Here is a 20,416-nt window from a genome sequence, read left to right on the forward strand (position 1 = left end):
CCGTCACGGCCCCTCGGCCGCCGCCGGGACGACGAGGACGTCGCAGACCGCCTCCTGTGTCACGTGCCGGGCGACGCCGCCGAGCAGCGCACGGCCCAGCCGGCCGTGCCGGGCGCCGGTGCCGACCACGACCAAGTCGGCGCCGTAGCGGTCGGCCAGCTCGGGGACGGCGTCCTCGGCCCGGCCCGGGGTCACCAGGACCTGCGCGGGCGGCGGCACGAGCCCGGCCGCCCTGCGCTCGATCTCCGTCCGCGACCGCTCGGCGGCCGTGCCCCGCAGCTGTTCCAGCTCGTGCTCGCCCATCCCCCGCATCAGCAGCAGGTGCTCGCCGGGGACGGTGATGGCGTGGGCCAGCAGATGCTCCGCGCCCGGGGTCAGCGCGATACCCGCCCCGGCCGTGACGAAGGAGGACTCGGACGTGCCGACGGCGAGCAGCACCCTGCCGTAGGACCCCTCGGGAGGGATCCGGACGACCAGCACCGGGATGTCGCTCGCCCGCACCAGGTCCTGAGGGGTGCCGCCGAGGTGACCCTCGGCCCTCCGGTGCCCGCCGTGCGCCCCGACGACGAGCAGGTCCGCGCCCCGCTCCGCCGCCTCCTCCAGGAGTTCGGCCGCGGTTCTTCCGGAGCGCACCACGGCGTGCGCCTCCACCGCTCCCGCGCACCGGTCGAGCTGCGCACGGAGCCGTTCACGTGCGTGCGCCAGGAGGCCGGGGTCCAGATCCGGGTCGGTCACGTGGACGGCGGTCAGCGCGGCGCCGTGCTCCGCGGAGAGCGCCGCCGCCCGCCCGACGGCCCGCTCCGCGTGCGCGGAGAGGTCGGTGGCCACCAGGACGTGCCGGGGCGGCCCCGGGCGCACCCGCGTCGCTCCCTCCGGATCGGACATGCCGTCACGCTAGCCCGTCCCCGGCCGGTACGGCACCTCGGACGGCACCTCGGAGGGCAGAGTCGGAAGCCGTCTCGGACGCCCCGGCCGCGTTCAGGCGCCGTGCCCGCCCGCCCGCCGTCCCGCCCTCGGCCGCCCTCGCCGTTCTCCGCGCCTCCGCCCTCCCGCTCCGCCCGTGCGACGTTCTCCTTGACGAGGAGAAAACTGTCCGGCGTGACGGAGATCGAGTCGATGCCGGCGCCCACCAGGAAGCGGGCGAAGTCCGGGTCGTCGCTGGGGCGCTGCCCGCACAGCCCGGTCTTGCGGCCCTTGCGGTGCGCCGTCTCGATCAGATACTCGATGCTGCGGGTGACGGCCGGGTCGCGCTCGTTGAACTCCCGGGCCAGCAGCTCCGAGTCGCGGTCGATCCCCAGGGTCAGCTGGGTGAGGTCGTTGCTGCCGATGGAGAAGCCGTCGAAGCGGTCGGCGAACTCCGCGGCGAGGACGATGTTCGAGGGGATCTCCGCCATCACATAGATCTCCAGCCCCTCCCGGCCGCGTTCCAGGCCATGGGCGGCCATCGTCTCCAGCACCCGGTCGGCCTCCTGGAGGGTGCGGCAGAACGGGATCATGACGACGGTGTTCGTCAGCCCCATCTCGTCGCGCACCCGGCGGATGGCCCGGCACTCCAGGGCGAAGCCCTCGCGGTAGCCCTCGCTGTAGTAGCGGCCGGCACCGCGCCAGCCCAGCATGGGGTTCTCCTCGCCAGGTTCGAACGGCTCTCCGCCGATGAGCCGGGCGTACTCATTGGTCTTGAAGTCGCTCATCCGGACGATGACCGGCTTGGGCCACCAGGCGGCGGCGATCCGGGCGACGCCGTGGGCGAGCCGGTCGACGAAGAAGGCGGTCTTGTCGTCATAGCCGCGGGTGAGGGCGTCGATGCGGGCCCGGGCCTCCGCGTCCTCCAGGGTGGCGTGGTGGACGAGCGCCATCGGGTGGATCTTGATGTGGTTGTTGACGACGAACTCCATCCGGGCCAGCCCCACGCCGTCCGCCGGCAACCGCCACCAGCGGAAGGCCGCCGAGGGGTTGGCGATGTTCAGCATGACCTGCGTGCGGGTGGGGGCGATGTCCGCGAGGTCGATCTCGCGTTCGTCGTAGTCGAGGATGCCGGGGTAGACGCGGCCCTCCTCACCCTCGGCGCAGGAGACGGTGATCTCCTGGCCGCTGCTGAGCACGGTGGTGGCGTCACCGGTGCCGACGACGGCGGCGAGGCCCAGCTCCCGGCTGACGATGGCGGCGTGCGAGGTGCGGCCGCCGCGGTCGGTGACGATGGCCGCCGCCCGCTTCATGATCGGTTCCCAGTCGGGGTCGGTGGCGCCGGTGACCAGCACCGCCCCGTCCTCGAAGTCGGCGATCTCCCGGGCGGTCCGCAGCCGGCAGACCTTGCCGGTGGCGATGGCGTCACCGACGGCCAGGCCGGTCACCAGCGGACCGTCGTGGCCGGTCAGCCGGTACGAGCGGAGGGTCCCGGCGTCCTTGCGGGTCTGCACGGTCTCGGGGCGGGCCTGGACGACGGAGAGCTCGCCGGTCCGCCCGTCCTTGGCCCACTCCAGGTCCATCGGGCAGCCGTAGTGCTCCTCGACGACGACGGCCCACTCGGCCAGCGCCAGGATCTCCTCGTCGCGAAGGACGCAGGACTCCCGCTCCTCCCCGGAGGTCTCCACGGTCTCGGTCGGCGCCCGGCCCGGGCCCCCGGCGCCGTAGACGATCTTCGTCTGCTTGCGGCCGGCCGTCCGGGAGATCACCGGTTTCAGCCCCGGCTTCCCGAGCAGCGGCTTGAAGACCAGGTACTCGTCCGGGTCCACCGTGCCGGAGACGACGGACTCGCCCAGCCCGTACGCGGCGTTGATCAGCACGACGCGGGGGAAGCCGCTGTCGGTGTCGAGCGTGAACGCCACCCCGGCGCCCGCCAGATCGGAGCGGACCATCTCCTGGACGCCCACGGACAGCGCCACCTGGAGATGGCCGAAGCCGTGGTGCTCGCGGTAGCTGATCGCGCGGTCGGTGAAGAGCGAGGCGTAGCAGCGCCGGCAGGCGTCGAGCAGCGCCTCCTCACCGGTGATGTTGAGGAAGGTCTCCTGCTGCCCGGCGAAGCTGGCCTCCGGGAGGTCCTCGGCGGTGGCGCTGCTGCGCACCGCGACATCCGGGTCCTCCCGCCCCAGCCGGGCGGTGAGTTCCCGGTACGCCTCCCGTACGGCCGCGGTCAGGCGTGGCGGGAGCTCCGCGCCGAGGATCAGCTCCCGGATCGCCCGGCCCGTCTCGGCCGGCTCGGCCCCGGCGCTCAGCGCGTCGAGCCGTTCCCGGATCCGGCCGCGCAGGTCCCCGGTGGAGAGGAACTCCTCGTAGGCGGCGGCGGTGGTGGCGAAGCCGGGGGGCACCCGGACGCCCTGGGCGGAGAGCCGGGCGATCATCTCGCCCAGGGAGGCGTTCTTGCCGCCGACCACCGCGACATCGCCGGACGAGAGGTCCTCGAACCACCGCACCATGTCCCCGGCATCCTGACTGGCCATGCCGCCCCGGGTAGCCCCGAACGGCGGAAACAAAACAGGAAATTCCGGATACCCTCCTCGCCCGCGCACACCCTCGGGCACACCGCTCCCCCAGGCCCGGGCGCCGCCGTCACCGGCCGGCCGTGCCCCGCGGCCGGGGCCGCTCTTCTCTGGCGGGACCGGGCAACGGGCAGCAGGATGACGATCGACGCACCGACAAACCGGGAGTTGACATGGGCCGCTTGGACGGTCGCACGGCCATCATCACGGGTGCCGCGCGGGGCATCGGCGCGGCCATGGCCCGCCTCTTCACCGCGGAGGGCGCCTCCGTCGTCCTCGGCGACATCCTGCGGGAGGAGGGCGAGGCGCTGGCCGCCGAGCTGGGCCCCGCCGCCCGCTTCCACCCGCTGGACGTCACCGTCGCGGACGACTGGTCCGCCGCCGTCGCGGCGGCCGAAGAGGCGTACGGTCCGGTGTCCGTGCTGGTCAACAACGCGGGCATCGTCGACTTCGGCACCGTCGGGGAGCAGAGCCCGGAAGCCTTCCGGCGGGTCCTGGACGTCAACCTCTACGGCGCCTGGCTGGGCCTGCACACGGCCGTCCCGTCCCTGCGCCGGGCGGGCGGGGGCGTGGTCGTCAACATCTCGTCCACGGCGGGGCTGATGGGCTACGCCAACCTCGGCGCCTACACGGCGAGCAAGTGGGGTCTGCGCGGCCTGACGAAATCGGCCGCGCTGGAACTGGCCCCGGACGAGGTGCGGGTCTGCTCCGTGCACCCCGGCCCGATCGCCACGCCGATGACCGCCGGGCTGGACCCGTCCCTGGTTGCCACGCAGCCGATCCCGCGCTTCGGGCGGCCGGAGGAGGTCGCGAAGATGGCGCTGTTCGTCGTCGCGGACGCGACGTACTCGACGGGCTGCGAGTTCGTCGTGGACGGCGGCGCGACCACCGGCTTCCCCCTGCCGGTGGAGGCCCCGCAGGAGTAGGCCGCGAGGGACCGCTCCCCTCCCGCCGCCGTCCGGGCACACCGGACACCGATGCCGCACTCGCCGCACATGCCGCGCACCCCACCGGACCGGATACTGCCGTCATGACCGGAGAATCGCCGTCACAGGACGTCCTCACCACCGATCTCTACGAGGCGACCATGTGCCTCGCCTATCTGCGCGAGGGCATGACCGGCGAGGCCACCTTCAGCCTGTTCGTCCGCAAGCTCCCGCCGGGCCGCGGCTTCCTGGTCGCCGCGGGCCTCGAACCGGCGCTCGACCACCTCTCCCGGCTCCGGGTCGGCCCCGCCGAGACGGCCGCCTTCGCGGCGGCGATGAACCGGCCCGCCGAGGAGCTGGAGGCGATGAACGGCCTGGAGTTCCGCGGCGAGGTCCGCGCCGTCCCCGAGGGCCGGATCGTGCTGGCCGGCGAGCCGCTGCTGGAGGTCACCGCCCCGCTCCCGCAGGCCCAGCTCGCGGAGACCATCCTGCTCAACCAGGTCAGCCACCAGACGGCGGTCGCCTCCAAGACGGCCCGCTGCGTCCTCGCCGCCCGTGGCCGCCCGGTCGTGGACTTCGCGCTGCGCCGGACCCACGGCATCGAGGCCGGTCACGCCATGGCCCGGCTGAGCGCCCTGACCGGCTTCGCCGGCACCAGCGACGTCGCCGCCGCCCGCGCCTTCGGCCTGCGGGCCGTCGGCACCATGGCGCACTCGTACATCGAGGCGTACGAGGACGAGGAGGCCGCCTTCCACGCCTTCGCCCGCGCCCACCCCGGCCCGGTCACCCTGCTGGTGGACACCTACGACACCGAGGAGGGCGTCCACGCCGCGGCCCGCGTCCTGCACGACCTGGGCTACGGGCCCGGCTGCGCGGTCCGCCTCGACAGCGGGGACCTGGGCGAACTGGCCGTCCGCTCCCGGCACATCCTCGACACGGCCGGGCTGCCCGAGGTGCGGATCACCGCCAGCGGGGGCCTGGACGAGTACGAGATCGACCGGCTGGTGGCCTCGGGCGCCCCGATCGACACCTACGCGGTCGGCACCCGGGCCGGCGTCTCCGCCGACGCCCCGTATCTGGACTCCGCCTACAAGCTGGTCGCCTACGACGGCCGCCCGGTGATGAAGCTGTCCCGCCGGAAGGTCACCCGGCCGGCGGCCAAGCAGGTCTTCCGCCGCCCCGGCCTGCGGGACACGATCGCGCTCCGGGACGAGCCGGTGCCGCCGGGCGCCGAACCGCTGCTGGAGACCGTGATGACCGGCGGGCGGCGCACCGCGCCGGCGGCCCCGCTCGACGCCGCCCGGCGCCGCTTCGAGGCCGATCTGGCCGAACTCCCGGACGCCGCACGGAGGATCAGGGATCCGCAGGCCCCGGAGGCCGGGGTGTCCGAGGCGCTCGTCCGGCTCACCGGGGAGGTCCGCCGGCGGATCGAGACCCGCGTCCTGGGCACACCGGGCCGCTGAAACACACCCCGCCGACCGGGCCGCGGCGGCCGCGCCGCGCCCCGGAAGCGCCGGCGCCCCGGGCCCGTCCCGGCCGTCCGGACCCGGGAGTTCAAGCGCGGAGTCCGGGCCAGGGAGTCCACGTACCGGGGAATCAGGACCGGCGGTCCGGTCCGCCCTCGTGGTGCAGATGACGGATGTGCGCGTCGGGCCCCGGGAAGACCACCGTCACCCGGCCGGTGTCCGACCAGCGCACGTCGTACGGGGGAGTGCCGTCGGCGTGGTGCAGTCCGACGATCTCGCCGTCGCGCCGGGCGCCGCCCGTCGTTCCGCTCTCCACCACGATCTGGTCGCCGAGCTGTGCCTGCATCGTCCTCACCGCTCTCTGCCGGAGCTTCCGACTCCAGCCTGGCACGCCCGCGGGGAGAGGGCACGGTGGCGGACGGAACGGCCGTTGCCGGGCCGCCGGGCGGCTCCCGTAGGCCGTACCCGTCCGGCCGCACCCGTCCGGCCGCACCCACCCGGCGGGCCCGGATGCCGAACGTGAAAATTCGAGGTGAAAACGTCGCGGCCGTTCCCAGCGGCCGTCCGCATCCCTTAACTTTCCCTTCCACACCGGCTGTTCGCATCACGGACCCGATCCACCGGATGCCGGACAGTCGTCGCCGACCGCCCCCCATCGGCCCAGTCCTCTGCCGGAAGGAACTTCCGTGGATGTTCGCCACCCGCGCCGGACGATAGCGGCCATAGCCGCCGCCGCGCTCGCCACTCCGCTGCTGCTGGCCTCGGCCGGCCCGGCCACCGCCCACCCGGACCCGGCCCACCGGTCCGCCAAGCTCGCCAAGAAGCTGGTCAAGCGCTCCTCCGCCGAGAACGCCCACCGCCACCTGGAGAGATTCCAGGCCATCGCCGACTCCACCGGCGGCCACCGCGCCGCCGGTTCGCTCGGCTACGACGCCTCCGCCGCCTACGTCTACAAGCTGCTCAAGAAGGCCGGCTACAAGGTCGCCTACGACGACTTCACGTTCGTCTACACCGAGACGCTCGCCGAGAAGCTCTCCGTGGTCTCGCCGGAGGCGCGGGACGTCGAGGTCTCGGCGATGACCTACACCACCAGCACCCCCGAGGGCGGCATCACGGCGCCCGTCGCCGCCGCGCCGGTGGACGAGGACGGCACCAGCGGCTGCGACGCCGCCGACTACGCCGGCCAGACCTTCACCGGGAAGATCGCGCTCATCAAGCGCGGCGGCTGCACCTTCGCCCAGAAGCAGGCCACGGCCGCCGACGCCGGGGCCGTCGGGGCGATCATCTACAACAACACCGACGGCTCCCTTGCCGGAACCCTCGGCGCCGCCGACGCCGGCCGCATCCCCACCGGCGGCATCACCCAGGAGGCCGGTGAGGCGCTCGCCGCCGAGGCCGCCCAGGGCGAGGTGACCGTCTCGTACGAGATCCGGGCCCTCCAGGAGGAGCGCACCACCCGCAACGTCATCGCGGAGACCCGCGGCGGCAGGGCCGACCGCACGGTGATGCTCGGCGCCCACCTCGACTCCGTCGCCAAGGGCCCCGGCATCAACGACAACGGCTCCGGCTCGGCCGGCCTGCTGGAGGTGGCGCTGCAGCTGGCGAAGTCCCACGCCAAGCCCGCCAACAAGGTGCGCTTCGCCTGGTGGTCGGCCGAGGAGCTGGGCCTGCAGGGCGCCGAGAACTACGTCGCCGACCTGACCGAGGCGCAGCGCGAGCAGATCGAGCTCTACCTCAACTTCGACATGATCGCCTCGCCCAACTACGGCCTCTTCGTCTACGACGGCGACGACTCCGACGCCGTGGGCGCCGGCCCCGGCCCCGAGGGATCGGCCCAGCTCGAGCGCCAGATCACCGACTTCCTGGACCGCCGCGGCACGCCGCACGCGGGCACGGACTTCACCGGGCGCTCGGACTACGGCCCCTTCATCGAGGCGGGCATCCCCTCGGGCGGCACCTTCACCGGCGCCGAGGGCGTCAAGACGGAGCAGCAGGCCGAGCTGTTCGGCGGGCAGGCGGGCGTCGCGTACGACCCGTGCTACCACGAGGCGTGTGACGACCTGTCGAACATCAGCATGGAGGCGTTCGACGTCAACATCGACGTGATCGCCAACGCCGTCGGCACCTACGCCCACGACCTGCGCTCCCTCACCGAGCCCGTGGAGTCCGTCCCCACCGACGGTGAAGCGGGCAGCGGCGGCGGGCTGCACGAAGGCCACACCCACGAGCGGCCCACCGAGTAAACCGGGCAGAACCGACAAGCACCCCGGCCGTCTCCCCGCCCGGGTGACCGCGGGTGCCGGGCCCTCCGCCCGGCACCCGCGGCGCACGCGCGGGCGCCCCGGACGGGTCACCGCGGATCGCCCGGCGCTCCGAGGCTGCGCCCGGAGTGCCCGGCCCGGTAGGCTTTCCGTGTGATCTTCAAGCGCATCGGAAACGGGCGGCCGTACCCGGACCACGGCCGGGACAGCACCCGCCAGTGGGCGGACGTGGCTCCCCGCCCGGTCCGCCTCGACCAGCTGGTGACGACCAAGGGGCAGCTCGACCTGGAGACGCTCCTGGCCGAGGACTCCACCTTCTACGGCGATCTCTTCGCCCACGTCGTGAAATGGCAGGGCGATCTCTATCTGGAGGACGGGCTGCACCGCGCGGTCCGCGCCGCGCTCCAGCAGCGCCAGGTGCTCCACGCCCGCGTGCTCGACCTGGGCTGAGCCCGGCCCGCCTGTTGCCCCTTTCGGGTTGAGGGGCCCGCCACACGTTGATCCTTTAGTAGGCAGAAATGACAGCCCGCACTACGCTGCGCCCATGAGCATGCTCACTCCTCCCGGCATGGGCGGGAAGTACCGCATCACGGGCAACCGTTACCCCCGCATGCGCAGGCCGCGGCACCGCCGCGTCGTTCTCGCGGCGATCGGCGCCACCGCGGCCGTCGCCCTCATCGGGTGGGGCACGCTCCAGGTCGTCGACATCTTCACGGGCGGCGGTGGCAAGGCCCGCGCGGCCGACGCCGCCAAGAACTGCGCGGTGAGCCGCCAGGCGAGCGCCTCCCCCGCGCCGAAGCCGAGGGTGCTGCCGAAGCCGGGCGAGATCACGGTCAACGTCTACAACGCCACCACCCGCGCCGGGCTGGCCAAGAAGACGGCCAAGGCGCTGGAGAAGCGCGGCTTCACGATCGGCGAGGTGGACAACGCCCCGGCCGCGTACGACAAGAAGGTCGAGGAGACCGCGCTGCTGCTGGGCGCGCCCGCGGCGGAGAAGGGCGCGTTCGAGGTGCTCGGCGCCCACGCCACAGATTCCCGGACGAAGCAGGACAAGAGCCGCAAGAAGCCGGCCGAGGTCGACTTCATCATCGGCAAGGCCTTCACCGGGCTGGCGCCGGAGACGCAGGCCGTCGAGACGGTCACCGCCCTGGTCAGCCCTTCACCCAGCCCCTCCGCCACCCCGAAGTGCTGAGCCGGCCGCCACCGGACGCGGCGGAGCCCGCCACCCCGTGAGGTGGCGGGCTCCGCCGCGTGGGTCCGGGGATCAGCCCGCGGTGCCGTACATGCGGTCCCCCGCGTCGCCGAGGCCGGGCACGATGTAGCCGTGCTCGTTCAGCCGCTCGTCCACCGCGGCCGTCACGACCGTGACCGGGGCGCCGTCCAACTCCCGCTCCATCAGCTCCACGCCCTCGGGCGCCGCCAGCAGGCAGAGTGCGGTGACGTCGTCCGCGCCCCGGGTGATCAGCTCGTTGATCGCCGCGATGAGGGTGCCGCCGGTCGCCAGCATCGGGTCGAGGACGTAGACCTGGCGCCCGGAGAGGTCGTCCGGCATCCGGGTCGCGTAGGTCGAGGCCTGCAGCGTCTCCTCGTTGCGGAGCATGCCGAGGAAACCCACCTCGGCGGTGGGCAGCAGCCGCACCATGCCCTCCAGCATCCCCAGCCCGGCCCGGAGGATCGGCACCACCAGGGGGCGCGGGTGGGAGAGCCGCACCCCGGTGGTCGCGGTCACCGGGGTCTCGATGCCGACCTGTTCCGTGCGCACATCACGGGTGGCCTCGTACGCCAGCAGGGTCACCAGTTCGTCGGCGAGCCGCCGGAAGGTGGGGGAGTCGGTGCGCTTGTCGCGCAGTGTGGTGAGTTTGTGCGCCACCAGCGGGTGGTCGACGACGTGGATCCGCATGGCACCGACACTAACCGCTCCCCGGCCGGGCGTGCGCCGCGCGGGCCCCCGGCGCACGCTCCGGCCCGCCCCGCCCGCGTCCGGTCGCATCAATATCCGCGCTCGGGGAAAGTGGGAGGAATACCCCCCCGGGCCGGGGCCCGGGACCGGTACCGCCGTCCGGGCGGTGCCGCGAGCGGATGAGGATGGTGTCTGCATGGCGGACCGCGACCGGGGAACCGACGAGGCCTCGCCCGCGACCGCGGCGGAGTCCGCCGCGGAGCGGCGCCGGCGCCGTGCCCAGTTCCTGCGCGAACTCCACGAGGCCCGGGAGCTCCGCGACCGGGTGCAGCCGCGGCGCGCCCGCGCCGCCCGGATGCGCCAGCAGATGCGGATGCGCACCTTCCGCTGGTGAGCGGAGCCGGACACGCCGCCGACGGCCCTTCCCTCCTTGCATTTCAGAGCAGCCCCGAACCGTCTCGATCAGGCTCGATAAGAGACCGATCACAGGACTGGTACACGACGCACAGTCGAAGACCTCTCACAATGGCGTTGTTTCTGCCACGATTCCGAGTGGACGGGACAGCGGAACAGCCGCGCCCGGTACGGCCCCGGCACACGCCTATGACCAGTGGGAGAGTCACGGTGTACTTCGCCGCACTGCTCGCGCGCACCGAAGACGGGTGGGAAGCGAGCGACACAGAGCTCGACGATGTGGAGTCCCTGGCCGATCTGATGGATCTGGCCCGAGGGGCATCGACCGACGACGACACGGTGATCGCCTTCATCGAGCAGGAGGACGCCTGGTTCGGCCTCCTGCGGGTCGACGGCGAGGAGGATCCGCGCATCTTCATCTCCGACGGGGCGGCCGCCGCCCGCAGCTCGTACGGCGAGATCATGCTCACCGACGAACTGCTCGGCAGGGACCCGGACGACCTCGACGACCTGGTCGACCTCGACGGCACCGAGGACGGCGAGCCGGACGACGACGAGGAGACCGCCGACGACGGCGTGCCCCCCGGCCCGATCGGGGACTCGCTGATCCTCGACGACCTCGGGATGCCCGAGAGCGAACTGCTCGCCCTGGACACGGACGCGCTCAGCTCGATCGCCGACGCCCTCGGCTGCGTGGACGTCCTGGAAGCGGTCCGCTGAGAAGCGGCCCGCACCGCCCCTGACCGACACTGTCCCCATGGACCCCACCCCTCCCCGGCCGTCCGGACCGGACACCCCGGCGGACGGCCGCCCCGAGCCCCCACGACCCGGTACGGGACCGCTGGCGGCCCGCCATGCGCCTGGCCCTGGCCGAGGCCGTCCGGGCGCCGGAGACGGGTGACGTCCCGGTGGGCGCCGTCGTCCTCGGCCCGGACGGGGCCGTACTCGCCCGCGGCCGCAACGAAAGGGAGGCGGCCGGCGACCCGACGGCGCACGCCGAGGTTCTCGCGCTCCGCGAGGCGGCCCGCGCCCGCGGGGGGTGGCGGCTGTCCGGCTGCACCCTCGTCGTGACCCTGGAGCCCTGCACCATGTGCGCCGGCGCCGCCGTCCTCTCCCGCGTCGACCGGGTCGTGTACGGGGCGCCCGACGCCAAGGCGGGCGCGGCCGGCTCGCTCTGGGACGTCGTACGGGACCGCCGGCTCAACCACCGCCCGGAGGTGATCGCCGGGGTGCTCACCGAGGAGTGCGCCGCTCCGCTGACCCGCTTCTTCCGGGGAGACGGCGCCTGACGGGACCGCCCGGGCCGGTGCACGGGGAACCGGATTTCGATCCCGGGGCCGCCTCCGCTAAGCTCTCTCCCGGTAGCGTGTCCGAGCGGCCGAAGGAGCTCGCCTCGAAAGCGAGTGTGGCGCAAGTCACCGAGGGTTCAAATCCCTCCGCTACCGCTCTCGTCGAAGGGCCCCGCCGATCCGGCGGGGCCCTTCGCGCGTCCCGTTCCGCCCCTCTCCGCGCCTGCGGGTATCCGCAGGCCACCGGCCCATTGCCCGGAGCGGCAAGATCACCGTACGCTCTGGCCCCGCACCGGCGTTCGGGCGCTAGACTCACGCGACTGCTCAGGGGGCAGCACGCTCGGCACCGGGGCAGGGAGGCGGTTCGTCATGGCACAGGCGAAGAAGATCGGGATGTACCTGCTCATCGTCTTCGTGCTGTACACGATCATCACCTCCCCCGACCGGGCCGGTGAGCTCGTCCAGATAGGCTTCGACGGCATATCCACCGCCGCCCAGGGCGTCGGTGAGTTCATGTCCCGGCTGGTCAACTGAGCCGGACGGTGCCCGGCCGGGGTCCCCGCCGGCCCCGTGAGCCCCGCGAGGAGCGTCCCGTGATCCGCCATCTGGTCCTTTTCAAGCTGAACGAGGGCGTGCGGCGCGACGACCCGCGCGCCGTGGCCGGCGCCGAGGCGTTCCGGGAGCTCGGCGGAGTGATCCCGGAGCTGGAGTTCTGGGAGTGCGCCTGGAACATCGCCGACCGGCCCATCGCCTACGACTTCGCCATCAACTCCGCCGTGGCCGACGCGGACGCCCTGCGGCGCTACCTCGAACACCCGGCGCACCAGGCCGCCGCGTCGATCTGGCGCGAGTTCGCCACCTGGGTGATCGCCGACTACGAGTTCTGAGGCCGGCTCCGGCCGCGGGCGGCCCCTCACCCACCCCGGGTGAGGGGCCGCCGCCGCACCCGGGCCGGCCCCGAACACCCCTGGGGCGCGCCCGTAAGCGGCCGGGAACCGCCCGGCCGGCCGCTCCGCACGGCGCTTCCGCGCGCTCCTCACCGGCCGCGCCGACGGCCCAACTTGCCACGGACACGGCAGTATCCGGTGCTTGCACACGACGCGCATGTCTTGTGATGCTATGACCGCTTTTGCCGGATGATGAACTCTGTGAAGGGGTGGCATGACCGCTTCGGCTCGCACCGCGCCCGCGACGCCCTTCCGGAGCGGCATCGGCCGATCCCGCGAGAGCCGCGGGGCCGACACCCGCGCCCTCACCCAGGTCCTCTTCCAGAAGCTCTCCGGACTGACCCCCGGCACCGCCGAGCACGCCCGGGTGCGCACCGCCCTGATCGAGGCGAACCTGCCGCTGGTGCGCTACGCCGCCGCCCGCTTCCGCAGCCGCAACGAGCCCATGGAGGACGTGGTCCAGGTCGGCACCATCGGCCTGATCAACGCCATCGACCGGTTCGACCCCGAACGGGGCGTCCAGTTCCCCACCTTCGCCATGCCGACCGTCATCGGCGAGATCAAACGCTACTTCCGCGACAACGTCCGCACCGTCCACGTACCGCGCCGGCTGCACGAGCTGTGGGTCCAGGTGAACGGCGCCACCGAGGACCTGACCGTGCTGCACGGGCGCTCCCCCACCACGGCCGAGATCGCCGAGCGCCTGCGCATCCCCGAGGAGGACGTGCTCGCCTGCATCGAGGCCGGCCGCTCGTACCACGCGACCTCGCTGGAGGCGGCCCAGGAGGGCGACGGCCTGCCCGGTCTGGTCGACCGCCTCGGCTACGAGGACCCGGCGCTCGCCGGGGTCGAGCACCGCGATCTGGTGCGGCATCTGCTGGTCCAGCTGCCCGAGCGGGAGCAGCGCATCCTGATGCTCCGTTACTACAACAATCTGACGCAGTCGCAGATCAGCGCGGAGCTGGGGGTCAGTCAGATGCATGTGTCACGACTGCTGTCGAGGAGCTTCGCACGCCTGAGATCCGCCAATAGAATCGAGGCGTAACCGGGACGAGTGGCCATTCCTGCGCAGATAAATCGACTTGGCACTACAGCGCGTTGCCGACATGTGACATTCTGCAGGAACTGTGTTTGCCGTGGCGCCGCCTCCGGTATTCAGGTGGAGGCTGGTTCTCCTCTTCCGCGAGGATGCCGCTGCGACTCGTCCGCAACCCAAGGGGGTGGCATGTCCGTAGAACTGGGCAGCTCGAAGGTGCTCACCAATGACGCACCGCATGTGTTTGACGACTGCGCCGCCATCGACACCCGCACCCTCTCCCGCTCCCTGTTCCTGCGGCTCGCCCTCCTCGACCAGGACAGCCCCGAGCGTGCCTACGTCCGGGACACCCTGATCGAGCTGAACCTCCCCCTGGTGCGCTACGCCGCCGCCCGCTTCCGCAGCCGCAACGAACCGATGGAGGACATCGTCCAGGTCGGCACCATCGGCCTGATCAAGGCGATCGACCGGTTCGACTGCGAACGGGGCGTGGAGTTCCCGACCTTCGCGATGCCGACCGTCGTGGGAGAGATCAAGCGCTTCTTCCGGGACACCAGCTGGTCGGTGCGGGTCCCGCGCCGGCTCCAGGAGCTGCGGCTCGCGCTCACCAAGGCGAGCGACGAGCTCTCGCAGCAGCTCGACCGCTCCCCGACCGTCCCCGAGCTCGCGGCCTGCCTCGGCGTCTCCGAGGAGGACGTCGTCGACGGCCTCGCGGTGGGCAACGCCTACACCGCCAGCTCCCTGGACTCGCCCGCCGCCGAGGAGGACGGCACCGAGGGCTCCCTCGCGGACCGCCTTGGCTACGAGGACACGGCGCTGGAGGGCGTCGAGTACCGGGAGTCGCTGAAGCCGCTGCTGGCCAAACTCCCGCCCCGGGAGCGCCAGATCATCATGCTCCGCTTCTTCGCCAATATGACGCAGTCGCAGATCGGCGAGGAGGTCGGCATCTCCCAGATGCACGTCTCCCGGCTGCTCACCCGCACCCTCTCCCAGCTCCGCGAGGGCCTGGTCTCGGAGGAGTGACCCCCACCGGCCCCCGGGGCCGGTGACGCGTACGTACGCACCGACGGCCGCCGCGGCGCAGGGAAGCGCCGCGGCGGCCGTCCGTGTGGTGAGGAGGGCGGGGAGGGACGGGCCCGCGGAGCGCGGCCGCCGGGAACTCCCGGCACGGCTCCGTACGCGGACCCGCGCCGGGCCTTACCGAGCGGCGCAGACGCACCCCCCGGCCCGGAAGTGAACGGGCTCGGGGCCCGGGCCCGGGCGGCTCAGGACATGGCGAGCCAGGCCACCCCGGCGATGATCGCGATTGCGGCGACCACGCCGACGATCAGTCCGACGCGCGGCCCGGAGGCGGCGGGGGCGGGCTGCCGCTGCGGAGCGCCCTCGTCGACGAAGGCGCGGAACATCTGGGTGCTGCCCGCGGGGTCCGGCTGGTGCGCGGGGCCGTGAGGGTTGTTCGTCATGGGGCGGACCCTAGCGAACCACCGGCCGGGCCCCAACCCCCGGGGCGGTCCGGGGCCCGCCCGCCGCCGGGCCGGCGCGGGCCGGCCGCACCCGGGTACCTCGTCCGTTTCCGGGGACGGCAGCCGCTCTCCGCCGGAACGCCGGCGGCAGCACACGGCAGCGCACGGCCCCGGCGGCAGTCTTTCCGCTTCCTTTACCCGGATCACCCGTTATGAACTTGCCTTCAGCAACCAACAGAACTTACCGTTGCCCTGAGCAACTACCTGGGAGGGACGCGTGGCGGAGCTGAGCCACTTCGAGGAGCTGGCCCGCCGGCTCGGCGGCGTCGAGGCGGTGAAGCGCAGCCTCTCCCGCGCACTCCCGCCCGACTGCCAGCCCGCCTCGACCACCGTGCTCGCGCTGCTCCACCACCACGGGGAGATGCGCATGAGCCGCCTCGCCGAACTGCTCGACATCGACATGTCGGTGACCAGCCGGCATGTCGCCCATGCCGTCGACCGCGGCTGGATCGAGCGCACGCCCGACCCCCTCGACAAGCGGTCCCGGCTGCTCAGCCTGAGTCCCCGCGGCCGCGAACTGCTCCGCGGGGCGTCCGCCCGCAGCGCCGCGACCCTCGCCGAGGCCCTGGCGGACTGGTCCGACGAGGACGTCGAGCGCCTGAACGAACTGCTGGCCCGGCTGCGGGCCGACTTCGGCACCACCTGCCGGGCCCGTGGTGAACGGCACCAGCACGCCCCGGGGCCCGGCACGGCGGACGCCCCGGCTCTCCCCACCACCCCTCGTCACCGTGATCCCCGAAACCCCCGTGAGGAAAAGGAAGCGTATGGCCACCACCCCGCCCGCCGGTGTGCGGAGGGACGCCCTCACCGGCTCGTCCGCCGGAGACACCCCGCCCATGACGCACCGGCAGATCATGGAGGCGCTCTCCGGGCTGATGCTCGGCATGTTCGTCGCGGTGCTCTCGTCGACGATCGTCTCCAACGCCCTGCCGGAGATCATCTCCGACCTCGGGGGCGGGCAGAGCGCGTACACCTGGGTGGTCACCGCGTCGCTGCTCACCATGACGGCGAGCACCCCGCTCTGGGGCAAGCTCGCCGACCTGGCGAGCAAGAAGACCCTGATCCAGCTGTCCCTGGTCGTCTTCGTGCTGGCCTCGGCCGGCGCGGGCCTCGCGCAGAACACCGGCACCCTGATCGCCTTCCGGGCGGTCCAGGGCCTGGGCATGGGCGGCATGGCCGCGCTGACGCAGATCGTGATCGCCGCGATGATCTCGCCCCGCGAGCGCGGCCGGTACAGCGGCTACCTCGGGGCCACGTTCGCCGTCGCCACCGTCGGCGGCCCGCTGATCGGCGGTGTCATCACCGACACCTCGTGGCTCGGCTGGCGCTGGTGCTTCTACGTCGGTGTGCCGTTCGCCGTGGCCGCGCTGATCGTCCTGCAGAAGACCCTGCGGCTGCCGGTCGTCAAGCGGGACGTGAAGGTCGACTGGGCGGGCGCCTCGCTCATCGCCTCGGCCGTGTCGCTGCTGCTGATCTGGGTGACCCTCGCCGGTGACACGTACGCCTGGGCCTCCTGGCAGACCGCCGTCATGGTGGGCGGCTCGATCGTGCTCGGGCTGGCCTTCGTCCTCGTCGAGTCGCGGGCGAGCGAACCGATCATCCCGCTGCGCCTCTTCCGCAACCGGACCATCACCCTGACCTCGCTCGCCAGCCTCTTCGTCGGTGTGGCGATGTTCGGCGCCACCGTCTTCCTCAGCCAGTACTTCCAGCTCGCCCGGGGCGAGTCGCCGACCATGTCGGGCGTGCTGACGATCCCGATGATCGCGGGCCTGTTCCTCTCCTCGACCGTCTCCGGTGTGCTCATCACCCGGACCGGAAGCTGGAAGCGCTGGCTGGTGACGGGTGCCGTCCTGCTCACCGCGGGCCTCGGCCTCCTCGGCACCATGCGCCACGACACCGCCTACTGGCAGCTCGCCGTCTCCATGGCCCTGGTCGGGCTCGGGATCGGCATGATGATGCAGAACCTCGTTCTGGCCGCGCAGAACCAGGTGGAGCCGGGCGACCTCGGCGCGGCCAGCTCCGTCGTCGCCTTCTTCCGCTCCCTCGGCGGCGCCATCGGCGTCTCGGCGCTCGGCGCGGTCCTCGGCCACCGCGTCGCCGGCTACGTCCGCGAGGGCCTGGCGGGGATCGGCGTCCGGCAGTCCGGCGACGGCGGCATCCCCGACCTGGACACGCTCCCGGCGCCGGTGCGCGCGGTCGTCGAGAGCGCCTACGGACACGGCGTCGCGGACATCTACCTCTACGCGGCCCCGGTCGCCCTGGTGGCGCTGGTGCTGACGCTGCTGATCAAGGAGGTTCCGCTGAGGACGACCGGCGGCCTCCAGGAGGCCGTCGCCCGGCGGACGGCGGACGTGACGGCGACGGCCGGCCCGGACACCGTGAAGACGGAGCCCCGGACCCCCGCCGGGGCCGGAACCACCGCGGACGCCGGGCCCTCGGGCCCCCTCGCCGCGGCCGGCAGCCAGCGGGCCTGCGCCGCGGCCTCCCCGCCGGACGGGAAGAACGGCTGACGGCCCCGCCGCGCATCCCCGTGCGAAGGGTCCCGGAGCGGGCGGCCCCGCGGTTCACGCGCCGCCCGCTCCGGGCTCCGTACGCCGCCGCTCCGCCCCGCCGCCCCCGCGCCGCACCGGCGGAGCCGCGGGGCCGGCGGGCCGGATGCCGAAGTCGCGGGCGGCGTTGTCGTGGCAGACCGCGCGCAGCCAGTCGTCCCCGAGGTCCAGCCGGGCCAGCGCGCGGAGGGCGTGCGCGTACGGGTAGGGGATGTTGGGGAAGTCGGTGCCGAGCAGCACGCGGTCGCCGAGCGCGGCCAGCCGGGGGAGTGCCGGGAGAGGGAAGGGGCAGATCTCCTCGGAGAAGTCCGTGAACGCCATGGTGGTGTCCAGCCGCACCCCCGGATGGCGCTCGGCGAGGTCCAGGAAGTCCGCGTACTCGGGCATGCCCATGTGGGCGACGATCAGGCGCAGCCGCGGGTGGCGGGCGAGCAGCCTGCCGACCGGCCCCGGACCGGTGAACCTCCCCGGGGCGGGCCCCGAACCGCAGTGGATCACCACGGGGACGGCGGCCTCCGCCAGCAGCCCCCACACCGGGTCGAGCAGCGGGTCGTTCGGGTCGTACGCCCCCACCTGAAGGTGTGACTTGAAGACGCGGGCACCGCCCTCGACCGCCGTCCGCACGTACTCCCCGGCCCCCGGCTCGGGAAAGAAGGTCGCCGAGTGCAGGCAGTCGGGTGTGCGGCGGGCGAAATCGGCGGACCAGGAGTTGAGCCAGGCGGCCATCCCCGGCTTGTGCGGATAGAGCAGCGAGGTGAAGGCGCGGACCCCGAAGGCCCGGAGCAGGGTCGTGCGTTCCTCCTCCGTCCGCCGGTAGGTGATCGGCCAGGGCCGCCCGGTCAGCGGCCCGGCGGCGTCGAAGTAGGCCCAGACCTTGCGCAGCACGCGCTCGGGCATGAAGTGCGTGTGGACGTCGATCAGCCCGGCCAGCCCCAGCTCCTGCCGGAACCGGGCCACCTCCCGCACCTCCGCCCCGCCGCCCTCCCCGGGCTCTCCTCGGCGGGCGCCCGCTCCCGGCCGGGCCGGCGCCCCGTCCGGCGTGCCCCGACGGCTCGGTCCTCTCGGTCCTCCCGGTCATACGACATGCTCCCCGGCTCGGCGATCACGGAGCCGCCAGTATGCGCCGCGGGCCTACCCGGCAGGCCCGGGAGGGGCACCTGATCCGGACGGCAGCCGTGGCCTCGCCGGGCCAACGCGGGGGCGGCCGTTCAGCGCGAGCGGTACGTCGGCGACCGTGGCCTCCGGGGCGGCCACGGTCGCCTCTCCGCCGTCCACTCCGGTGGCGGGTTTCCGGACGGGTCGGGTTCGTCACCGTGCCGGAGGAAGAACTGCTCGGCTCCCGCGAGGTGTAGAAGACCATCAGACTCGCCGTCTCCGTGGCCAGGATCCGGAAACCGTGCCGGGTGCCGCGCGGGATATAGACGAAGTCGCCGGGACCGGCCTCGAAGATCTGGTTACCGTTGAGCAACCGGAACACGCCGGAGGTCACGTAGAGGGCCTCGTCCTCGGCGCCGTGGGCGTGCGGCTGGTTGCCGAAACCGGGTGCGACGCCGAGCTCCATCAGGCTGAGCCGGCCACCGGTCCGTTCCCCGGTGACCTTGCCCCGGGCCGCCTCGTTCCCGCCGTTGAGCAGCTTGGGGGTTCCCTCGGCCTCGCGGACCGCGAATCCCCGCGCGGCGGTCCAGACTGGGTCACTCTTGTCCGGCACCGGCACCGGCACCGGCAGATGCAGATCCCTACCGTTCACCTTCCTCGGTTGTCGTTCACCATCGGTCCGATTCGGAGGGGCCTTCTCGGAGCAGACCCTGATCGACCGGGCACCGGACCGACCGGCCCGGTGCCCGCATCGGATGCCGTGCCGGCGACGCGCGCCCTCAGACCGGGCTGGGCAGGGCGCCGAGCGCGCGGCCGGCCCGGTGGGCGGACTCCAGGGCTCCGGCCTGCATCTGCGCGGCCTGGTCCTTGAAGGAGTCGAGGGCGGGATTGACGCCGACGAGGGTGAACTCGCGTTCGACCACGGTGAGGTCGGCGCCCCAGTGGTCGGCGATGATGCGCCGCAGGTACGGCGTGGAGTGGTCCCAGCCCTCCCGCGGCGTGCCCGGGCCGTACGCGCCGCCGCGGACGGTGGCGAGCACCACGGGCTTGCCGCCGAGGAACCGCTCTCCGGCCGCCCGCGGGTCGGCGCAGACGAGGTCGATGTACGTCTTGAAGTGCTGGGAGACGCCGTAGTTGTAGAGCGGGACGCCGAACAGGACCGCGTCGGCGGCGATCAGTTCGTCGACGAGCGCCGCTGCCAGAGCGACGGCCTCCCGCTGTTCGGCGGTGCGGTCGGGCTCCGGCGTCATGCCGCCGGTCACGGCCGCCGCCCAGGCGGTGGCCGGCAGGGTCTCGACGCCGATGTGGCGGCTCGCGACCGTGTCCCCGGGGCGGGCGGCGAGCCACTCCTCCTCGATGATGTCCGCGATCTCGCGGCTCGCGGAGTCATGCGTGCGGATGCTGGCGTCCAGCCGGAACAGGGTCACGGCTCCTCCTCGGATTGATTGATTCAAGCTTGAAGTCACCATAGCACCTCAACTTCAAGCTTGAACTGAACCCGGAGGTTGTTACTTCACCCGTGAAGCGAACGGTT

At 73.0% G+C, this 20,416-nt stretch carries 21 protein-coding genes, 1 tRNA gene and 1 pseudogene; 15 read left to right on the plus strand and 8 right to left on the minus strand.

From position 1 onward, the window contains the following. Positions 1 to 3 precede the first annotated feature (3 nt). On the minus strand, positions 4 to 858 hold the full coding sequence (locus E4N63_RS15355; protein ID WP_230242502.1) for a universal stress protein: 855 nt from the start codon (positions 856 to 858) through the stop codon (positions 4 to 6). After that, positions 747 to 3,437 carry a phosphoenolpyruvate synthase gene (gene ppsA / locus E4N63_RS15360; protein ID WP_230240952.1) on the minus strand — a complete coding sequence of 897 codons (2,691 nt, stop codon included), beginning with the start codon at positions 3,435 to 3,437 and terminating at the stop codon, positions 747 to 749. The genes E4N63_RS15355 and ppsA overlap by 112 nt, the downstream gene beginning before the upstream one ends. Positions 3,438 to 3,649: 212 nt before the next feature. Here ppsA and E4N63_RS15365 point away from each other — a divergent pair, with 212 nt between their 5' ends. Together E4N63_RS15365 and E4N63_RS15370 are read left to right on the plus strand one after the other, a co-directional pair. Beyond that, the gene (locus E4N63_RS15365; RefSeq protein ID WP_230240953.1) at positions 3,650 to 4,402 is read left to right on the plus strand and encodes a glucose 1-dehydrogenase; all 753 of its coding nucleotides are present in this window, start codon (positions 3,650 to 3,652) and stop codon (positions 4,400 to 4,402) included. Between the two features lie 104 nt (positions 4,403 to 4,506). After that, positions 4,507 to 5,865 (plus strand): nicotinate phosphoribosyltransferase, encoded by a 1,359-nt coding sequence (locus E4N63_RS15370; protein WP_230240954.1) that lies wholly within the window; start codon positions 4,507 to 4,509, stop codon positions 5,863 to 5,865. Between the two features lie 133 nt (positions 5,866 to 5,998). Here the strand turns inward: E4N63_RS15370 and E4N63_RS15375 are convergent, their stop codons facing one another. Then, complete coding sequence (locus E4N63_RS15375) at positions 5,999 to 6,214, minus strand: DUF1918 domain-containing protein (RefSeq protein WP_043471845.1); 216 nt, start codon at positions 6,212 to 6,214, stop codon at positions 5,999 to 6,001. 367 nt (positions 6,215 to 6,581) lie between these two features. On the opposite strand from E4N63_RS15375, the gene E4N63_RS15380 reads away from it, so the two are divergent. From E4N63_RS15380 to E4N63_RS15390, 3 genes are all read left to right on the plus strand, one after another. After that, on the plus strand, positions 6,582 to 8,111 hold the full coding sequence (locus E4N63_RS15380) for a M28 family metallopeptidase (RefSeq protein ID WP_230242503.1): 1,530 nt from the start codon (positions 6,582 to 6,584) through the stop codon (positions 8,109 to 8,111). 171 nt (positions 8,112 to 8,282) lie between these two features. Continuing rightward, on the plus strand, positions 8,283 to 8,579 hold the full coding sequence (locus E4N63_RS15385) for a type II toxin-antitoxin system VapB family antitoxin (protein WP_019707468.1): 297 nt from the start codon (positions 8,283 to 8,285) through the stop codon (positions 8,577 to 8,579). Positions 8,580 to 8,673: 94 nt separating this feature from the next. Then, a complete protein-coding gene (locus E4N63_RS15390; RefSeq protein ID WP_230240955.1) occupies positions 8,674 to 9,321 on the plus strand; it encodes a LytR C-terminal domain-containing protein in 648 nt (215 codons plus the stop codon). 72 nt (positions 9,322 to 9,393) lie between these two features. Here the strand turns inward: E4N63_RS15390 and upp are convergent, their stop codons facing one another. Next, positions 9,394 to 10,029 (minus strand): uracil phosphoribosyltransferase, encoded by a 636-nt coding sequence (gene upp, locus E4N63_RS15395; protein WP_125626199.1) that lies wholly within the window; start codon positions 10,027 to 10,029, stop codon positions 9,394 to 9,396. A gap of 196 nt (positions 10,030 to 10,225) precedes the next feature. On the opposite strand from upp, the gene E4N63_RS15400 reads away from it, so the two are divergent. The 8 genes from E4N63_RS15400 (at position 10,226) to E4N63_RS15435 (ending at position 14,738) form a co-directional block, all read left to right on the plus strand. Then, complete coding sequence (locus tag E4N63_RS15400; RefSeq protein ID WP_019707465.1) at positions 10,226 to 10,423, plus strand: hypothetical protein; 198 nt, start codon at positions 10,226 to 10,228, stop codon at positions 10,421 to 10,423. Between the two features lie 209 nt (positions 10,424 to 10,632). Beyond that, on the plus strand, positions 10,633 to 11,163 hold the full coding sequence (locus E4N63_RS15405; protein ID WP_185831353.1) for a hypothetical protein: 531 nt from the start codon (positions 10,633 to 10,635) through the stop codon (positions 11,161 to 11,163). 134 nt (positions 11,164 to 11,297) lie between these two features. Continuing rightward, complete coding sequence (gene tadA / locus E4N63_RS15410; RefSeq protein ID WP_125625749.1) at positions 11,298 to 11,732, plus strand: tRNA adenosine(34) deaminase TadA; 435 nt, start codon at positions 11,298 to 11,300, stop codon at positions 11,730 to 11,732. A gap of 71 nt (positions 11,733 to 11,803) precedes the next feature. Next, a tRNA-Ser gene (locus E4N63_RS15415) sits at positions 11,804 to 11,888 on the plus strand. A 213-nt stretch (positions 11,889 to 12,101) separates the two neighbouring features. Beyond that, entirely contained in the window at positions 12,102 to 12,266 is a 165-nt protein-coding gene (locus E4N63_RS15420) for a hypothetical protein (RefSeq protein ID WP_019706288.1), read from the plus strand. A gap of 59 nt (positions 12,267 to 12,325) precedes the next feature. Next, on the plus strand, positions 12,326 to 12,619 hold the full coding sequence (locus tag E4N63_RS15425; RefSeq protein WP_230240956.1) for a Dabb family protein: 294 nt from the start codon (positions 12,326 to 12,328) through the stop codon (positions 12,617 to 12,619). Positions 12,620 to 12,893: 274 nt separating this feature from the next. Then, the gene (locus tag E4N63_RS15430; RefSeq protein ID WP_019707463.1) at positions 12,894 to 13,724 is read left to right on the plus strand and encodes an RNA polymerase sigma factor SigF; all 831 of its coding nucleotides are present in this window, start codon (positions 12,894 to 12,896) and stop codon (positions 13,722 to 13,724) included. Positions 13,725 to 13,904: 180 nt separating this feature from the next. Then, the gene (locus tag E4N63_RS15435) at positions 13,905 to 14,738 is read left to right on the plus strand and encodes an RNA polymerase sigma factor SigF (protein WP_019707462.1); all 834 of its coding nucleotides are present in this window, start codon (positions 13,905 to 13,907) and stop codon (positions 14,736 to 14,738) included. 242 nt (positions 14,739 to 14,980) lie between these two features. Here the strand turns inward: E4N63_RS15435 and E4N63_RS15440 are convergent, their stop codons facing one another. After that, positions 14,981 to 15,178, minus strand: coding sequence for a hypothetical protein (locus E4N63_RS15440; RefSeq protein ID WP_019707461.1), 198 nt, complete (start codon positions 15,176 to 15,178; stop codon positions 14,981 to 14,983). A gap of 277 nt (positions 15,179 to 15,455) precedes the next feature. On the opposite strand from E4N63_RS15440, the pseudogene E4N63_RS31505 reads away from it, so the two are divergent. Both E4N63_RS31505 and E4N63_RS15450 read left to right on the plus strand, forming a co-directional pair. After that, a pseudogene (locus E4N63_RS31505) lies at positions 15,456 to 15,923 on the plus strand (MarR family winged helix-turn-helix transcriptional regulator); the annotation flags it as partial. 79 nt (positions 15,924 to 16,002) lie between these two features. Continuing rightward, positions 16,003 to 17,748: an MDR family MFS transporter gene (locus E4N63_RS15450; protein ID WP_374112777.1), complete on the plus strand. Its 1,746-nt coding sequence runs from the start codon at positions 16,003 to 16,005 to the stop codon at positions 17,746 to 17,748. A gap of 54 nt (positions 17,749 to 17,802) precedes the next feature. On the opposite strand, the gene E4N63_RS15455 is transcribed toward E4N63_RS15450, so the two are convergent. From E4N63_RS15455 to E4N63_RS15465, 3 genes are all read right to left on the minus strand, one after another. Further along, positions 17,803 to 18,684 carry an amidohydrolase family protein gene (locus tag E4N63_RS15455; RefSeq protein WP_374112872.1) on the minus strand — a complete coding sequence of 294 codons (882 nt, stop codon included), beginning with the start codon at positions 18,682 to 18,684 and terminating at the stop codon, positions 17,803 to 17,805. Between the two features lie 205 nt (positions 18,685 to 18,889). After that, positions 18,890 to 19,534 carry a cupin domain-containing protein gene (locus E4N63_RS15460; RefSeq protein ID WP_230240958.1) on the minus strand — a complete coding sequence of 215 codons (645 nt, stop codon included), beginning with the start codon at positions 19,532 to 19,534 and terminating at the stop codon, positions 18,890 to 18,892. Between the two features lie 127 nt (positions 19,535 to 19,661). Beyond that, a complete protein-coding gene (locus E4N63_RS15465) occupies positions 19,662 to 20,309 on the minus strand; it encodes an FMN-dependent NADH-azoreductase (RefSeq protein WP_230240959.1) in 648 nt (215 codons plus the stop codon). Between the last annotated feature and the right edge of the window lie 107 nt (positions 20,310 to 20,416).

Origin of the sequence: Streptomyces sp. MNU89, from assembly GCF_020982505.1 — a bacterium.
Lineage (GTDB): Bacteria > Actinomycetota > Actinomycetes > Streptomycetales > Streptomycetaceae > Streptomyces > Streptomyces xinghaiensis.

Bases quoted from the DNA above. Each gene is read 5' to 3' on its own strand.
- ppsA (WP_230240952.1), bottom strand. From the start codon at position 3,437: ATGGCCAGTCAGGATGCCGGGGACATGGTGCGGTGGTTCGAGGACCTC.
- E4N63_RS15365 (WP_230240953.1), top strand. From the start codon at position 3,650: ATGGGCCGCTTGGACGGTCGCACGGCCATCATCACGGGTGCCGCGCGG.
- E4N63_RS15370 (WP_230240954.1), top strand. From the start codon at position 4,507: ATGACCGGAGAATCGCCGTCACAGGACGTCCTCACCACCGATCTCTAC.
- E4N63_RS15375 (WP_043471845.1), bottom strand. From the start codon at position 6,214: ATGCAGGCACAGCTCGGCGACCAGATCGTGGTGGAGAGCGGAACGACG.
- E4N63_RS15390 (WP_230240955.1), top strand. From the start codon at position 8,674: ATGAGCATGCTCACTCCTCCCGGCATGGGCGGGAAGTACCGCATCACG.
- upp (WP_125626199.1), bottom strand. From the start codon at position 10,029: ATGCGGATCCACGTCGTCGACCACCCGCTGGTGGCGCACAAACTCACC.
- E4N63_RS15400 (WP_019707465.1), top strand. From the start codon at position 10,226: ATGGCGGACCGCGACCGGGGAACCGACGAGGCCTCGCCCGCGACCGCG.
- E4N63_RS15405 (WP_185831353.1), top strand. From the start codon at position 10,633: ATGACCAGTGGGAGAGTCACGGTGTACTTCGCCGCACTGCTCGCGCGC.
- tadA (WP_125625749.1), top strand. From the start codon at position 11,298: ATGCGCCTGGCCCTGGCCGAGGCCGTCCGGGCGCCGGAGACGGGTGAC.
- E4N63_RS15420 (WP_019706288.1), top strand. From the start codon at position 12,102: ATGGCACAGGCGAAGAAGATCGGGATGTACCTGCTCATCGTCTTCGTG.
- E4N63_RS15430 (WP_019707463.1), top strand. From the start codon at position 12,894: ATGACCGCTTCGGCTCGCACCGCGCCCGCGACGCCCTTCCGGAGCGGC.
- E4N63_RS15435 (WP_019707462.1), top strand. From the start codon at position 13,905: ATGTCCGTAGAACTGGGCAGCTCGAAGGTGCTCACCAATGACGCACCG.
- E4N63_RS15440 (WP_019707461.1), bottom strand. From the start codon at position 15,178: ATGACGAACAACCCTCACGGCCCCGCGCACCAGCCGGACCCCGCGGGC.
- E4N63_RS15450 (WP_374112777.1), top strand. From the start codon at position 16,003: ATGGCCACCACCCCGCCCGCCGGTGTGCGGAGGGACGCCCTCACCGGC.
- E4N63_RS15455 (WP_374112872.1), bottom strand. From the start codon at position 18,684: ATGCCCGAGCGCGTGCTGCGCAAGGTCTGGGCCTACTTCGACGCCGCC.